The organism is Pseudomonas sp. MDT1-17, from assembly GCF_054898105.1.
Window position 1 is genome coordinate 4,634,648 of sequence record NZ_JBUBVM010000001.1, and the last position, 14,390, is coordinate 4,649,037.

General features: G+C 60.7%; 13 protein-coding genes and 2 pseudogenes. 7 read left to right on the forward strand and 8 right to left on the reverse strand.

Annotation, left to right across the window (positions count from 1 at the left end):
* Positions 1-65: 65 nt before the first annotated feature.
* Both ACYZTX_RS21560 and ACYZTX_RS21565 read right to left on the reverse strand, forming a co-directional pair.
* Positions 66-521, reverse strand: coding sequence for a DMT family transporter (locus ACYZTX_RS21560; RefSeq protein ID WP_462035761.1), 456 nt, complete (start codon positions 519-521; stop codon positions 66-68).
* The gene (locus ACYZTX_RS21565; protein ID WP_462035762.1) at positions 521-1,015 is read right to left on the reverse strand and encodes a DMT family transporter; all 495 of its coding nucleotides are present in this window, start codon (positions 1,013-1,015) and stop codon (positions 521-523) included. The genes ACYZTX_RS21560 and ACYZTX_RS21565 overlap by 1 nt, the downstream gene beginning before the upstream one ends.
* Positions 1,016-1,128: 113 nt before the next feature.
* Between ACYZTX_RS21565 and ACYZTX_RS21570 the strand changes: the two genes are divergently transcribed.
* On the forward strand, positions 1,129-2,064 hold the full coding sequence (locus ACYZTX_RS21570) for a LysR family transcriptional regulator (RefSeq protein WP_462035763.1): 936 nt from the start codon (positions 1,129-1,131) through the stop codon (positions 2,062-2,064).
* Between the two features lie 123 nt (positions 2,065-2,187).
* Here ACYZTX_RS21570 and ACYZTX_RS21575 read toward each other — a convergent pair whose 3' ends face one another.
* The gene (locus ACYZTX_RS21575) at positions 2,188-3,600 is read right to left on the reverse strand and encodes a methyl-accepting chemotaxis protein (protein ID WP_462037091.1); all 1,413 of its coding nucleotides are present in this window, start codon (positions 3,598-3,600) and stop codon (positions 2,188-2,190) included.
* Between the two features lie 142 nt (positions 3,601-3,742).
* Positions 3,743-5,059 carry a Na+/H+ antiporter family protein gene (locus ACYZTX_RS21580; protein ID WP_462037092.1) on the reverse strand — a complete coding sequence of 439 codons (1,317 nt, stop codon included), beginning with the start codon at positions 5,057-5,059 and terminating at the stop codon, positions 3,743-3,745.
* Between the two features lie 412 nt (positions 5,060-5,471).
* Between ACYZTX_RS21580 and ACYZTX_RS21585 the strand changes: the two are divergent.
* Both ACYZTX_RS21585 and ACYZTX_RS21590 read left to right on the forward strand, forming a co-directional pair.
* Positions 5,472-6,542: pseudogene (locus ACYZTX_RS21585) on the forward strand (methyl-accepting chemotaxis protein); the annotation flags it as partial.
* A gap of 345 nt (positions 6,543-6,887) precedes the next feature.
* Positions 6,888-7,400: pseudogene (locus ACYZTX_RS21590) on the forward strand (methyl-accepting chemotaxis protein); the annotation flags it as partial.
* Between the two features lie 126 nt (positions 7,401-7,526).
* Here ACYZTX_RS21590 and ACYZTX_RS21595 read toward each other — a convergent pair.
* Genes ACYZTX_RS21595 through ACYZTX_RS21610 form a run of 4 tightly spaced genes read right to left on the reverse strand, consistent with a single transcriptional unit; the run spans position 7,527 to position 10,140 of the window.
* On the reverse strand, positions 7,527-8,840 hold the full coding sequence (locus ACYZTX_RS21595) for a sensor histidine kinase (RefSeq protein WP_462035764.1): 1,314 nt from the start codon (positions 8,838-8,840) through the stop codon (positions 7,527-7,529).
* On the reverse strand, positions 8,837-9,505 hold the full coding sequence (locus ACYZTX_RS21600) for a response regulator transcription factor (RefSeq protein WP_283188672.1): 669 nt from the start codon (positions 9,503-9,505) through the stop codon (positions 8,837-8,839). The genes ACYZTX_RS21595 and ACYZTX_RS21600 overlap by 4 nt, the downstream gene beginning before the upstream one ends.
* Positions 9,506-9,508: 3 nt before the next feature.
* On the reverse strand, positions 9,509-9,832 hold the full coding sequence (locus ACYZTX_RS21605) for a PepSY domain-containing protein (protein WP_462035765.1): 324 nt from the start codon (positions 9,830-9,832) through the stop codon (positions 9,509-9,511).
* The gene (locus ACYZTX_RS21610; RefSeq protein WP_462035766.1) at positions 9,832-10,140 is read right to left on the reverse strand and encodes a PepSY domain-containing protein; all 309 of its coding nucleotides are present in this window, start codon (positions 10,138-10,140) and stop codon (positions 9,832-9,834) included. Before ACYZTX_RS21610 ends, ACYZTX_RS21605 begins: the two co-directional genes overlap by 1 nt.
* Before the next feature lie 275 nt (positions 10,141-10,415).
* On the opposite strand from ACYZTX_RS21610, the gene ACYZTX_RS21615 reads away from it, so the two are divergent.
* From ACYZTX_RS21615 to codB, 4 genes are all read left to right on the forward strand, one after another.
* Complete coding sequence (locus tag ACYZTX_RS21615; RefSeq protein ID WP_462035767.1) at positions 10,416-11,495, forward strand: patatin-like phospholipase family protein; 1,080 nt, start codon at positions 10,416-10,418, stop codon at positions 11,493-11,495.
* 93 nt (positions 11,496-11,588) lie between these two features.
* Positions 11,589-11,945, forward strand: a complete 357-nt coding sequence (gene queD / locus ACYZTX_RS21620; RefSeq protein ID WP_008152165.1) for a 6-carboxytetrahydropterin synthase QueD — start codon at positions 11,589-11,591, stop codon at positions 11,943-11,945.
* A gap of 85 nt (positions 11,946-12,030) precedes the next feature.
* Positions 12,031-12,861, forward strand: coding sequence for an alpha/beta fold hydrolase (locus ACYZTX_RS21625; protein WP_462035768.1), 831 nt, complete (start codon positions 12,031-12,033; stop codon positions 12,859-12,861).
* Positions 12,862-13,111: 250 nt separating this feature from the next.
* On the forward strand, positions 13,112-14,383 hold the full coding sequence (codB, locus tag ACYZTX_RS21630; RefSeq protein ID WP_462035769.1) for a cytosine permease: 1,272 nt from the start codon (positions 13,112-13,114) through the stop codon (positions 14,381-14,383).
* Positions 14,384-14,390: the final 7 nt, after the last annotated feature.

A 14,390-nucleotide genomic window follows, 5' to 3' on the forward strand; every position in this document is an offset into this window, starting at 1 on the left:
ACTCCAGGGTTGTGGTCGTCCGGGTCTCGCAAATACGGCCCGTACCACCAGTGTAGGAGCTTGCGTCAGCCCTGCCGCGTACTGCTGCGATACATGAACACCAACGCCAACCCCAGACACACCATCGCCAGCATCCGGCTACTCGACAACTCGATCGCCGGGTTCCCCAGCCAGCCGAAGTTATCAATCAACATCCCCATCCCCAGTTGCCCGACGATCACCGCCACCGTCGCCACCGCCGTGCCGACCCGTGGCACCGCGCCGACCATCACCATCATGTACACCACCCCGAACAGCGCGCCGCTGAGCTGCCATTTCGGCACGTCGAGCAAACTCACGGCATGGGCCGGTTCGAAAAACACGATCAGCAGCCCGGTGACCACCGCGCCCACCACAAACGTGAGCAAACTGCTGCGCAACACGCCAACCGTTTCGCCCAGCCGTCCATTAATCGCCGCCTGCACACTTAACACCGCACCGGCCGCTACGACCACTGCCAACAAAATAATCAGATTCATCATCAACCCCGAGCGATCAGAACAAGTGCCGCGACAATCAGCAGCAAGGCCAGCCAACGTTCACCGTTGACCTTTTTGCGGGTGGCGCCGAACCAGCCGAAGTGGTCGATCAACACGCTTTTGCCGACCTGCCCGGAGAGGATCGCGATCATCGTCATGGCAATGCCGATGTGCGGTGTGGCCAGGGTCAGCACGATCACGTACATCGGCCCCAGGAAACCGCCGATCAATTGCCAGCGCGGCAGCTCATTCAAGGCGGGGCCCTGTTGCGGACCGCTGAACAGCAACAGCAAAAACAGAATCGCCGAGCCCACACCGAAGATGCTCAAGGTCGCCCACAAATGCCCGACCTGAACCCCGAGCGGCCCGAGCAAACCGGCCTCCACGGAAAGGCCCATGCCAGCCAGAATCACCAGCGGCAGCAGCAACAGCCGCAACCCTGGCCGGGTGCTCGACGAGGCGACAACGCCAACGTCGTCGATTGAAGAAGTGCGCATAGAGAAAACCTGCCTGAAGTAAACAATGGCGGGCATTATCGGCTGGCGATCCTTTGCGATAAATGGGAGCATCCTGACAACACTTTTGCGTAACACGCACAGCAGGATTTGCCATGCACGGCCTCAATGAACTGGGATTCAAGGCACTTCGACTGTTTGTCGCCGTGCTCGACCACGGCAGTTTTTCCGAAGTCGCCCGCCGCGAAGGCTTGGCACCGTCTTCGATTTCCCGGCAGATCCAGTTGATGGAACACGCCCTGAACCAGCAATTGCTGTATCGCCACACCCGCGCCGTCTCACCCACCGAAGCCGGGCGCATGCTCGGTCATCACGCGCGGCTGGTGCTGGTGCAACTCGAAGAGGCCGAACAGGCCTTGCAGGAACAGCAAAGCGAACCGAGCGGACTGGTGCGGATCAATGCGCCAGTGGTGTTTGGCCAACGGCACCTGACGCCCTGGCTGGGGCAGCTCTGCGAGCGCTACCCGAAACTGCAACTGGATATCCAGCAGACCGACAGCTATGTCGACCCGCTGCAGGAAGGCGCCGACCTGCTGTTTCGCATCGGGCCGCTGCACGATTCGAGCATGCAGGCGCGCATTCTGGCGCCCCATCGTTTTCAAGTCGCCGCGAGCCCGGCCTATTTGGAACGTCACGGCACGCCGCTCCATCCCGAAGAACTGGCCGCGCATCAATGCCTGGCCTACAAAGGCGTGGCCGGTCAGCAACGCTGGTTTTTCCGCAAGGATCCGCAGGACTGGACGCCCTGGTCGGTGAAGGGGCCGATCACCGGCAACCACGCCGACACCCTGACTCATGCCGCCGAACAAGGCTTGGGGCTGGTGATGTTTCCGTCGTGGCTGATTGGTGAGGCGGTGCGCAACGGCACGCTGGTGCCGGTGCTCGGGGCGTATCAGGTGTCCAACAGCCTTGAGCCGCAGCAGATTGCCGTGCTCTGGCCCGGCAGCCGCCGGTTGTCGGTGAAGGTGCGGACGGTGATTGATTTCTTCGTCGAATGCTTCGGCGCGGTGCCCTACTGGGATAGGCCATAACCCCTGTCGGCACCACAATCCCTGTGGGAGCGAGCCTGCTCGCGAAAGCGGAGGTACAGGCTAAATCTGTGTGACTGCCGCATTCGCGAGCAGGCTCGCTCCCACAGCTTCTTTGGTCGCTTGTTAGATACGGAACTGCCCCACCAGTTTGCCCAGCCGTTGACCCAGGTCGGCAAGGTTGCGGGAAGTCTGGGCGCCGAGTTGGGTTTCATCGGCAACGCTGTCCACGGCCACGGCGATCTGATGCACGCTGCGGTTTATCTCTTCGGCCACGGCGGTCTGCTCTTCGGCAGCGCTGGCGATCTGCGCGTTCATCGAATTGATGGTACCAATCAGCTGGGCCATGGTATCGAGCGAAGCACCGGTTTCGTTGGCCTGAGCGGATGTGCCGTCGCCGGCCTCACTGGAGCGGCGCATCGCTTCCACGGCCGATTGGGTACCGGCCTGCAAGCGGTCGATCATGCCCTGGATTTCCTGGGTGCTGATTTGCGTGCGACTGGCCAGCGCTCGAACCTCGTCGGCCACCACGGCAAAACCACGACCGGCCTCACCGGCACGGGCGGCTTCAATGGCGGCATTGAGTGCCAGCAGGTTGGTCTGATCGGCAATCGAACGGATCACGCCGAGCACGCTGACAATCGACGACACGTCTTTTTGCAGGCTGTCGAGGGACACGCCGCTGCTGCGAATGTCGTCCACCAACGCATGAATCTTCACGATGCTGCCGGCGACCACGCGCTTGGCCGCCTGGCCTTCTTCGTCGGTCTGCTGGGCCGCCACCGCCGCGTTTTGCGCACTCTTCGCCACTTCCTGGGCCGCCGCCGACATTTGGTTGATCGCCGTGGCGACCTGATCGGTCTCGTGACGCTGACGCTCCATCGCCTGATCCGAACGCTGCGCCTGGTCGGAGACCTGATTCACCAGACCGGTCAGTTGCGAGGTCATTTCGGTGATCTGACGCACCAGGCCGTGGATCTTGTCGACAAAGCGGTTGAACGAGCCGGCCAGTTCGCCGAGTTCATCCTGGCTGGTGATGGTCAGGCGACGCGTCAGGTCGCCCTCGCCCGCCGCGATGTCATCGAGGTTGGCTTTCATCAGGTTCAGAGGACGCAGAATGGCGTTGGCCAGCAGCATCCCGGCGGCGGCGATCACCAACAGCACCACCACGGCAATTCCGACGATGCTCAGCACCACGCCTTGCATGCGCTCCTGAACCTTGGCCTCAACCAGCGCGACTTGCGCTTCGATGCCGTCAAGGTTCGCCGAAGTACCGACCGCCATGTCCCACTTCGGCAGGTATTCGGTGTAGCCGAGTTTGGGCACCAGTACTTGGGTGTTGCCGGGCAGTGGCGAGCTGTATTGCAGGTAATGGGTTCCGTCCTTGGCAACTTTCACCAGGTCGCGGTTGACGTAGACACCGTTCGGATCGCGGTTGTCCTTGAAGCTCTGGCCCACGCCTTCAGGGCTGCTGGCCTTGAACAGACGCACGGTGTTGGAGTCGTAGCCGAAGAAGTAGCCGTCCTTGCCGTAAGTGATGCACTTTGTTTACGGCGTGCTCAAGTCGGGCCAACCATTTGACCCGAAACTTGCGCTTGCTCGGTGAGGTTCAAGACGGTATTTACATTGACCGTGTAGGAGCTGCCGAAGGCTCGGGCCGCGTTCGGACGATCTTTTGATTTTAGAGGACCATCGCTGCCACCCAACCAAACACCAGCAGCGGAATGTTGTAGTGCAGGAAGGTCGGAACCACGGTGTCCCAGATGTGGTGATGCTGGCCGTCGATGTTCAGGCCGGAGGTCGGGCCGAGGGTCGAGTCCGAGGCTGGCGAACCGGCGTCACCCAAGGCGCCAGCAGTGCCGACGATGCAAACGATCGCCAACGGGCTGAAGCCCAGCTGCACGCACAACGGCACAAAAATCGCTGCCAGGATCGGTACGGTGGAAAACGACGAACCGATGCCCATGGTCACCAAGAGGCCAACCAGCAACATCAGCAACGCGCCAATGCCTTTGCTATGGCCGATCCACGAGGCCGAGGTTTCGACCAATGTCTGTACTTCGCCGGTGGCTTTCATCACTTCGGCAAAACCGGACGCGGCGATCATGATGAAGCCGATCATCGCCATCATCTTCATGCCTTCGGTGAACAGGTCATCGGTGTCGCGCCACTTAACAACGCCCGAGACCGAGAAGATCAGGAAACCCGTCAGCGCGCCGATGATCATCGAGTCCAGCAGCAACTGAATAATGAACGCCGCCGCGATGGCCACACCGGCGACCATCAGGCTCAGCGGGTTGTACTGCACCGCGACCTGTTCGACTTGCTCGATCTTTTCCAGATCGTAGACGCGCTTCTTGCGATAGCTGACGAACGCTGCCGCGAGCCCGACGACCATGCCCAACGCTGGAATGCCCATGGCATGGGTGACGTTGATGCCGCTGATGTCCACACCGCTACGGGCGACGTTGGCCAGCAGGATTTCATTCAGGAAGATGTTGCCAAAGCCCACGGGCAGGAACATGTATGGCGTAATCAAACCGAACGTCATGACGCAGGCAATCAGCCGGCGATCCAGTTGCAGCTTGGTCAGCACATAGAGCAATGGCGGTACCAGCAACGGAATAAAGGCGATATGTATCGGCAAGATGTTCTGGGACGCGATGGCCACCACCCACAGCAAACCGATCAACAGCCATTTGACCTGACGTCCACCGCTGGCGTGCTGGCGGTCGACCATCAGTAAGGCTCTGTCTGCCAGGGCATGGGCCAGGCCGGACTTGGCAATGGCCACCGCGAAAGCGCCAAGCATTGCGTAGGACAACGCGACCGTCGCACCGCCACCGAGGCCGCTGTTGAAGGCTTTGAGTGTCGCGTCTATGCCCAGGCCACCGGTCAAACCACCCACCAGGGCGCCCACGATCAGCGCGATTACTACGTGCACGCGGGACAGACTGAGGATCAGCATGACGCCGACCGCGGCAATTACAGCATTAATCATCGTTACCTCAAGGCAATCGGAATGAGCCCGGCCGACAGTCTGCAAAGAGCCGCCAGCGGATTAAAGAGAGGGTTTTATTAGAGGGCGCGCACTTTGAAGGAAGCAGCAGCAAGCTGCAAGCCTCAAGTAAGCCGATTCGCGGCCGTTACAGTACGAAGGCTCAAATATATATCGAATAAAGGACGTCTCCATGTCGCTCAGACAACTTTCCATTCAATGGAAAATCACCCTGCTGGCCGGGCTTTGCCTGGCGAGTATCGTGACCCTGCTGGTGGGTCTTTCGCTGTATCGCATGGAGCACAGCTCCGCGCTGGTGAAAGCCTCGAGCATGGCGATGCTCACCGAAGCCGCCCAGGCCCGGATCGAATCCCAGGGTGAAAACCAGGCGCTGGGGATTCGCCAGCAGTTCATGGATGCCTATCAATATGGCCACGGCTTTTCGCGTCAGGTGCTGTTCCTGCGCGACCAGGCCGAGAAGCGCTTCCTCGATGCCTTTGACCTGCGTGAAGACCTGACTCGTCAGGTCAAGTCGGCCCTGCAAGCCAACCCGGAACTGCTCGGTCTGTCCTTGGTGTTCGAAGCCAATGCGCTGGATGGCAAGGACGATCTGTTCGCCGGTCAAGCGGAGCTGGGCAGCAACGACAAGGGCCGCTTCGCCCTTTACTGGTCGCAACCGACACCGGGCAAGGTGACGTCCATGGCGCTGCCCGAAAGCGACATGGCCGACACCCGCACCGGCCCCAGCGGCGAGCCGGCCAACGCCTGGTTCACCTGCCCGCGCACAACCCTCAAGCCCTGCGTGATCGAACCCTACTTCTATGTGATCGATGGCCAAAACGTGCTGATGACCAGCATCGTTTTCCCGCTGGTGGTCAACGGCAAAGTCATCGCTTCGCTGTCGGTGGACATCAACCTCGATAGCCTGCAAGCCATCAGCCAGGGCGCGAGCAAGAAGCTTTATGACGGCCAGACCCACGTCAGCATCATCAGTCCGGTCGGTTTGCTGGCCGGCTACAGCCCGGACGCCAGCAAGCTCAGCCACCGCCTGGAGACCGTGGACAAAACCAACGGTGCCGAGCTGATCCGCCTGCTCGCCACCAGCAGCAAGACCGAAAGCCTGCACAGCAATCAACAGCTCAAAGTGCTGTCGCCGTTCCAGCCCATTCCCGGTGGCAAGTCCTGGGGCGTGTTGCTCGATGTGCCGGAGAAAGTCCTGGTCGGCCCCGCCGAAGCGCTAAAAAAACAACTGGATGACAGCAACACCGCCGGCACCCTGGTCGAACTCGGCCTGGGTGTGCTGGCCGCGTTGATTGGCCTGATGCTGGTGTGGCTGATGGCCCGCAGCGTGACCAAGCCGATCCTGGGTGTGGCGCACATGCTCGAAGACATTGCCAGCGGCGAAGGCGATCTGACCCGCCGCCTGGCCTACGACAAGAAGGACGAACTCGGTCAACTGGCCGGCTGGTTCAACCGCTTCCTCGACAAGCTGCAACCGATCATCGCCGAGGTCAAACGTTCGGTACAGGACGCCCGCAACACGGCGGATCAGTCGTCCGCCATCGCCACGCAGACCAGCGCCGGCATGGAGCAGCAATACCGTCAGGTGGATCAGGTCGCGACTGCTTCCCACGAAATGAGCGCCACCGCTCAAGACGTCGCTCGCAGCGCAGCGCAAGCGGCACAGGCGGCGCGGGATGCGGATCAGGCAACCCGTCGCGGTTTGACTGTGATCGACCGCACCACCACCAGCATCGACAACCTCGCCGCCGACATGAGCGCGGCGATGGTTCAAGTCGAAGGCCTGGCGGCCAATAGCGAGAAAATCGGTTCGGTGCTGGAAGTGATTCGGGCCATCGCCGAACAGACCAACCTGCTGGCGCTTAACGCCGCCATCGAGGCCGCGCGTGCCGGTGAAGCCGGACGCGGTTTTGCCGTTGTGGCCGATGAAGTGCGCAACCTGGCACGCCGGACCCAAGAGTCTGTCGAAGAAACCCGTCTGGTGATCGAGCAGTTGCAGAGCGGCACTCAGGACGTGGTCGGCTCGATGAACAACAGCCACCGTCAGGCTCAGGGCAGTGTCGAACAGGTGGGTCAGGCGGTGACGGCGCTGCGGCAGATTGGTGAGGCGGTGACGGTGATCAGCGACATGAACTTGCAGATTGCCAGTGCGGCTGAAGAACAAAGCGCGGTGGCTGAGGAGATCAACAGCAACGTGGCGACCATTCGGGATGTGACGGAGTCGTTGTCGGGGCAGGCGAATGAGTCGGCGCGGGTGAGCCAGTCGCTGAATAGCCTGGCAAATCAGCAGCAGCGTTTGATGGATCAGTTCCGCGTTTAACGCAGTTATTGCGTCCTCTGAAGATCAAAATGTGGGAGCGAGCTTGCTCGCGAATGCGGTGTGTCAGCCAACAGAGATGTCGACTGTCACACCGCATTCGCGAGCAAGCCCGCTCCCACAGGGTACTCAGCGTTTGGGAAGTACGATGACAACCCGCAACCCACCCCACTCACTCGCCTCCAACCTCAAACTCCCGCCCCACGTATCGACGATATCGCGGACAATCCCCAGCCCCAACCCATGCCCGTCCGTCTGTTCATCCAGACGTGTTCCCCGGTTAAGCACCTGATCGCGCTGCGCCTCAGGAATCCCCGGGCCATCATCTTCCACACTCAACTCAAACCCTTCGGCCTTCTCGACCACGCTCAACCGAACCTCGGCGTCCGCCCACTTGCAGGCGTTGTCCAGCAGGTTACCGAGCAGTTCGAGCAAATCCTCACGGTCCCACGGCAGTTGCAAACCGGCAGGTGCATGGTAGCTGAGCTCAAGATGCTCACCATGGATCATGTTCAACGTCGCCAACAATCCCGGCAATTCGGCATCGCAATCAAACAACGCTCCCGGCAGCGCATCGCCGGATAACCGTGCGCGATTGAGTTCTCGATTGAGCCGCTGCTGCACTTGCTCAAGCTGCGCGTGAATCACCTTGCGCAGCTGCGGATGCGCGTCGAGCTTCTCGCTTGAGGCCAGGCTCAACAACACCGCAAGTGGGGTTTTCAAGGCATGGCCGAGGTTGCCCAGCGCATTGCGCGAGCGCTTGAGGCTGTCTTCGGTGTGAGCGAGCAAATGGTTGATCTGCGCCACCAGTGGTTCAAGCTCTACCGGTACCTGATCATCGAGTTGCGAGCGCTGACCCTGCTGCAACTGGGCGATCTGCTCACGAGCCTTTTCCAGTGGGCGCAAGGCGCGGCGCACGGTGATCCGTTGCAGCAGCAGAATCAGCAGCAACCCCGCCAATCCCAGACCGAGACCGACCTGTTGCATACGCAGGAAGCTTTCGCGTACCGGCGTGTAATCCTGAGCCACACTGATCGAAATTGATTGGCCGAGCCGTCGATAGTCCGAACGCAGCACCAGCAATTGCTGGCCTTCCGGCCCCAATTGCAAGTTGCTGTGCAGGCCGGCATGGTCGAGGCGCGGCATGTCCTGATCCCATAGCGAACGGGAGCGCCAATGGCTGTCGGCAAAGTCGATGCGGAAGTAATGCCCGGAAAACGGTCGCTGATAGGCCGGCGACAGGCGCCGCTCATCCAGCTGCAAACCCTGCGGCCCACGCACCAGCGCCACCAGCAGGTTTTCGCTGTCGTTGCGCAGCCCGGCTTCGAGGTAGCGCTGCAAACCCATCTCGAACAGCCACAGGCTGGTCTGCGCCAGCACCAGGCCGACGATCACCATCACGCTGATCAGACCCAGACTCAAGCGGCGCTGGATCGACTTCACTGGGCTTGCCCGCCGAACAGGTAACCCTGGCCGCGACGGGTTTCGATGACACTGCGTCCGAGTTTGCGCCGCAGGTGGTTGACGTGGACTTCGAGCACGTTGGAGTCGCGCTCGGTTTCACCGTCATAGAGGTGTTCGGCGAGGTGGCTTTTGGAAAGGATCTGCTCGGGGTGCAGCATGAAATAACGCAGCAGGCGGAATTCAGCGGCGGTGAGCTGGATGTCGGCGCCGTCGCGGGTCACGCATTGGCGGCCTTCGTCCAGATGCAGTCCGGCAGCCTTGAGTGTCGGCTGGTTGGCATGGCCATGGGAACGGCGCAACAGCGCCTGGACTCGCAAATGCAGTTCTTCGGGGTGGAAGGGTTTGGTCAGGTAATCGTCGGCGCCAGCCTTGAGGCCTTCGATCCGCTCGGCCCAGGAATCACGGGCGGTGAGGATCAGCACTGGCGTGGCCAGGCCACCGGCCCGCCATTGAGTCAGCACGTCGAGCCCAGGCAAACCCGGCAGACCGAGGTCGAGGATAATCAGGTCATAAGGCTCGCTACTGCCCTGATACACCGCATCGCGACCGTCGGCCAGCCAGTCCACGGCGTACCCCTGCCGGTTGAGGCCGGCCATCAATTCGTCGGCCAGCGGCACATGGTCTTCCACCAGAAGCAAACGCATCGATCAATCTTCCTTGTCTTTCAGTAACTGCCCAGTGGTGGCGTCGAGGTCCAGTTCGCGGACCACGCCTTCGGTGGTCAGCAGCTCGACTTCATAAACGTAGACGTCGTGTTTTTCTTCAAGCTCGGCTTCCAGCAATTTGGCCCCGGGATAAAGGTCCAGCGCTTGCTGCAACAACTGCTCGAGCGGCAGGATCACGCCCTGTTGACGCAGGCGCAGGGCCTCGTCCTGATCCAGGTCGCGGGCCATGACCACCGAGCAAAAAGCCAGAAGCGCCAGAGCCATTCGACCGCTCGCCCACCGATGTGAAAAAGAAAACACCTTCATTACGTATCCTGATGATCCTTGAGAACCTGCCCGCTGACAGCGTCCAATTCCAGGTCCCACTCAAGGCCCTGTGGGTCGCGCAATTCCACCTGATAGATGTACTTGCCGTACTCTTCTTCCAGCTCGGTTTCGGTGACCTTGGCCCTGGGATGTTTGGCCAGAGCGACGGCGTTGAGCTTCTCGAACGACACAATGGTACCAGCGTCGCGCAATCTCAGGGCTTCGTCGGGGCCGAGGTCGCGAGCGTGGGCGATGCTGGCGGTCATGCCGATGATGGATGCGGTTAACAGGGCAGTCAGGGTTTTCATGGGTGTCTCCGTATTTTTTTATGTGTTGCCTACGGAGTGCACCTTAACGGGGCGAACTTAATTGAAACTGAACTGCCATCATTGGAGATAGCAACGCGACATCAATAACAGGCACACAACCCTGTAGGAGCTGCCGAAGGCTGCGATCTTTTGATCTTCGGCGGCTTCATGGACATCAAAGATCAAGATCAAAAGATCGCAGCCTTCGGCAGCTCCTACATTGATCGGGTGCGACGCGTTTATAATCCGCACGTTCGCCAACTCTCGAGACCGGTATGACCGCCATCCACATCAAGTTCCCTTCCCTGACCCTCAAGGCCGGCCCTCGCGCCTTCGCGCGCATCCGGGAAAACGGTTTGAGCGCCTTTGATGTCGGCACACTGCCAGGTGCCGCCGGGGGGCCCAAGGCGTTGGGGATTCAAGGTCTGGACCTGGCGTTGTTCGGGGAGTGGCTGCCGGCGGCGCCTCGGGAACGTTCGCTGATCGGTGCGTCGGTGGGTTCCTGGCGCTTCGCCAGCGCGTGTCTGCCGGATGCTGCCGAAGGCATCCGCCGCCTCGGTCACCTCTACACCGAACAGAACTTCGCCAAGGGCGTGACCATGGCGCAGGTCAGCCAGAGCTCCCGGCGCATGCTCGATGACTTGCTCGACGGCCGCGACGCCGCGATTCTGGACAACGCTCATTACCGACTGAACATCATGGTGGTCAAAAGCCACGGCCTGTTGGCGGACGATCATCGCGGCCGACTGGGGCTGGGCCTGTCATCGGTGATCGCCGACAACTTGCGGGGCCGCGCGCGGTTGTCGCGGCATTTCGAACGGCTGATCATCCACGATCCGCGCCTGGCACCACCGGTCAATGCACTGAACGACTTCCCCTCGCGTTTCATTGCGCTGGAGGCCGGTAACCTGCGCCAGGCCTTGCTCGCGTCGGGCTCGATCCCGATGGTGATGGAAGGTGTGCGTGACCTGCCGGGCGCAGGTACAGGAACGTTTCGCGATGGTGGTCTGCTGGACTATCACCTCGATCTGCCCTACAGCGGCAACGACATCGTGCTCTATCCGCATTTCACCGACCGGGTCATTCCCGGCTGGTTCGACAAGACCCTGCCCTGGCGCCGCGCTTGTCCTGCGCGCTTGCAGGATGTCCTGTTGCTGGCACCGTCGAAGGAATACCTGGCGCGCCTGCCCTACGGCAAACTCCCGGACCGTAACGACTTCAAGCGCTTCATGGGCGATGCCCCGAGCCGGCAGAAATACTGGCGCACGACGATGGATGAAAGCCGCAGGCTCGGTGACGAATTCCTCGAACTGACCGCCAATGGTCGCCTGGGCGAGCGCTTACTGACCCTTTAGTCAGTGTTTTCCCGCAACGCCAAACGCAAACTGTTAAACTCGCCGCCTGCCCACATCGCCGCGGCGATCGCCACCTGACAGAGCTCAAACCCCTTGGAAATCTTCAAAGAATTTACCTTCGAATCTGCCCACCGCCTGCCCCACGTGCCAGAAGGCCACAAGTGCGGCCGCCTGCACGGTCACTCGTTCAAAGTGGCGATCCACCTTAGCGGCGACCTCGATCCGCACACGGGCTGGATCCGCGATTTCTCGGAAATCAAGGCGATCTTCAAGCCGCTCTACGAGCGTCTGGACCATAACTACCTGAACGACATTCCCGGTCTGGAAAACCCGACCAGTGAAGTCCTGGCCAAATTCATCTGGAAAGAATTGAAGCCGCTGCTGCCGGAACTCAGTGCGATTCGTATCCACGAGACGTGCACCAGCGGTTGCATCTATCACGGCGAGTAAGCCGATAGATCAAAAAAACCACCGAGACCGGTGGTTTTTTTATGCCTATGCTTTTTGGCTCCCCCACGCCAAGAGGACACACCCAATGACTGACTGGCCGCTGGCTCAGACCTATCGCTTCAACGGGCACTCCGTTCGCTACGCCGTACGGGGTGACGGACCGCCGCTGGTGTTCGTGCATGGCACGCCTTTCTCTTCTTACGTGTGGCACCGGATTGCGCCGCACTTCATCACCACGCACCGAGTGCATTACTTCGACCTGCTGGGCTATGGGCAATCGGAGAAAATCGCGGGCGATGTGTCACTGGGTGTGCAGAACGACCTGTTGGCTCACTTGCTCGATCACTGGGGGCTTGGGCGACCAGACGTCGTCGCTCACGACTTCGGCGGCGCCACCGCCCTGCGTGCTCACCTGCTCAACGGCAAGGACTACCGCAGCCTGACGTTGATTGATCCTGTGGCGCTGACGCCCTGGGGTTCGCCGTTTGTGCAGCATGTGCGTCAGCATGAGGCGGCGTTCAGTGGCTTGCCGGATTACATTCAGCAGGCCATCGTGCCGACCTACATTCGCGGGGCGATCAAGCGCGCAATCCCGGACGACGAACTCGCGCCTTACGTGCAGCCGTGGCTGGGCGACCCAGGGCAAGCGGCGTTCTATCGACAGATCGCGCAGATGGATGAGCGTTATACCCGTGAGGCCGAAGGGCTGTACCCGACGATTCGCTGCCCGGTGCAGATTCTTTGGGGGGAAGACGATCAGTGGATCCCCGTCGAGCGTGGGCGGGCGTTACACCAGATGATTCCAGGGTCGCAATTTCACCCCATTGCCAATGCCGGGCATCTGGTTCAGGAAGATGCACCGGAAGCGATCGTTGCCGCGTTGCTGAGGTTTTTGCCGCAACACAAATCCCCCTGAAAAAACCACATCCCCTGTGGGAGCGGGCTTGCTCGCGAAGGGACCATCACATCCAACATCAATGTTGAGTGTTAGTCCGCCTTCGCGAGCAAGCCCGCTCCCACATGGGCTTGGTGTTCTGTCAGGTGCACTGCTTTTGTGCCCTCCCCGCGTCAATCCCGCCGGCTCGTCTATACATAACAACATCCACCCCCCTTGGCACGCCCCCTGCAACACTCCCCCGCGCCACCCATTCAGCAAGGAACGCCACATGACGCAGAACGATCCCGGCAACGATTACCCCCTCAGCGAAGTCCCGATGCACGCCCGCAAAGGCCTGGCCTCCACGGCCATGGTGTTGCTGGGTTTCACCTTTTTTACCGCCACCATGTTTGCCGGCGGCAAGCTGGGTGTGGCGTTCAGCTTCGGCGAGATGATGGCGGTGATTGTCGTCGGCAATCTGCTGCTGGGGATTTACGCCGCTAGCCTTGGCTACATCGCCTTCAAGAGCGGCCTCAATTCGGTGCTGATGGGACGCTTTTGCTTCGGTGAAGTGGGCAGCAAGCTCAGCGACCTGATCCTCGGTTTTACCCAGATCGGCTGGTACGCCTGGGGCACAGCCACTGCCGCCGTGGTGCTGGGCAAGTATTTCGACTTGAGCGAAGGCACCGTTCTTGGGCTGATGGTGCTGTTCGGCCTGATGTTTTGCGCGACCGCGTATGTCGGTTATCGCGGATTGGAGATTCTGTCGTACATCGCCGTACCGGCAATGATGTTGTTGCTGATGCTGTCGATGTGGGTGGCCACTGTGAAAGTCGGCGGGCTCGACGGTTTGCTCGCGGTAGTCCCGACGGGGACACTGGACTGGTCGACCGCGATTACGCTGGTGTTCGGCACCTTCGTCAGCGGCGCAACCCAGGCGACCAACTGGACGCGTTTCTCCCGTTCAGCGCGAGTCGCGGTGCTGGCGAGCCTGATCGGTTTCTTCATCGGTAACGGCCTGATGGTGTTGATCGGTGCCTACGGGGCCATCGTTTATCAGCAACCGGACGTGGTCGAAGTGTTGCTGTTGCAAGGCTTCGCCATGGCGGCAATGGCGATGTTGCTGCTCAATATCTGGAGCACCCAGGACAACACCATCTACAACTTCGCCGTCGCCGGATGCAACCTGCTTCGCACCGGCCGTCGCAAAACCGTGACCCTGGCAGGCGCGGTGATCGGCACGTTGCTGGCGCTGCTGGGCATGTACGACATGCTGGTGCCCTATCTGATTCTGCTGGGCACCGTGATTCCGCCGATTGGCGGCGTGATCATGGCGGACTTTTTCTACCGCTATCGAGGTCAATATCCACGTCTGGCCGATGCGCGGTTGCCGGCGTTTAACTGGTCCGGCCTGAGTGCTTACGCGGTTGGCACGGTCGCCGCGTTCAGCTCGCCATGGGTCGCGCCGCTGGTAGGAATCGCCGCTGCTGCGCTAACGTATATGTTACTGACCGGCGTGCTGGGTGCCCGGACTGCCAACGCACCATTACAAGATCTATAAAAGGATT

What these genes read in the sequence shown, in the direction of transcription:
- ACYZTX_RS21560 (WP_462035761.1), bottom strand. Translation starts at nt 521, where the DNA reads ATGATGAATCTGATTATTTTGTTGGCAGTGGTCGTAGCGGCCGGTGCG.
- ACYZTX_RS21565 (WP_462035762.1), bottom strand. Translation starts at nt 1,015, where the DNA reads ATGCGCACTTCTTCAATCGACGACGTTGGCGTTGTCGCCTCGTCGAGC.
- ACYZTX_RS21570 (WP_462035763.1), top strand. Translation starts at nt 1,129, where the DNA reads ATGCACGGCCTCAATGAACTGGGATTCAAGGCACTTCGACTGTTTGTC.
- ACYZTX_RS21600 (WP_283188672.1), bottom strand. Translation starts at nt 9,505, where the DNA reads ATGCGTTTGCTTCTGGTGGAAGACCATGTGCCGCTGGCCGACGAATTG.
- ACYZTX_RS21605 (WP_462035765.1), bottom strand. Translation starts at nt 9,832, where the DNA reads ATGAAGGTGTTTTCTTTTTCACATCGGTGGGCGAGCGGTCGAATGGCT.
- ACYZTX_RS21610 (WP_462035766.1), bottom strand. Translation starts at nt 10,140, where the DNA reads ATGAAAACCCTGACTGCCCTGTTAACCGCATCCATCATCGGCATGACC.
- ACYZTX_RS21615 (WP_462035767.1), top strand. Translation starts at nt 10,416, where the DNA reads ATGACCGCCATCCACATCAAGTTCCCTTCCCTGACCCTCAAGGCCGGC.
- ACYZTX_RS21625 (WP_462035768.1), top strand. Translation starts at nt 12,031, where the DNA reads ATGACTGACTGGCCGCTGGCTCAGACCTATCGCTTCAACGGGCACTCC.
- codB (WP_462035769.1), top strand. Translation starts at nt 13,112, where the DNA reads ATGACGCAGAACGATCCCGGCAACGATTACCCCCTCAGCGAAGTCCCG.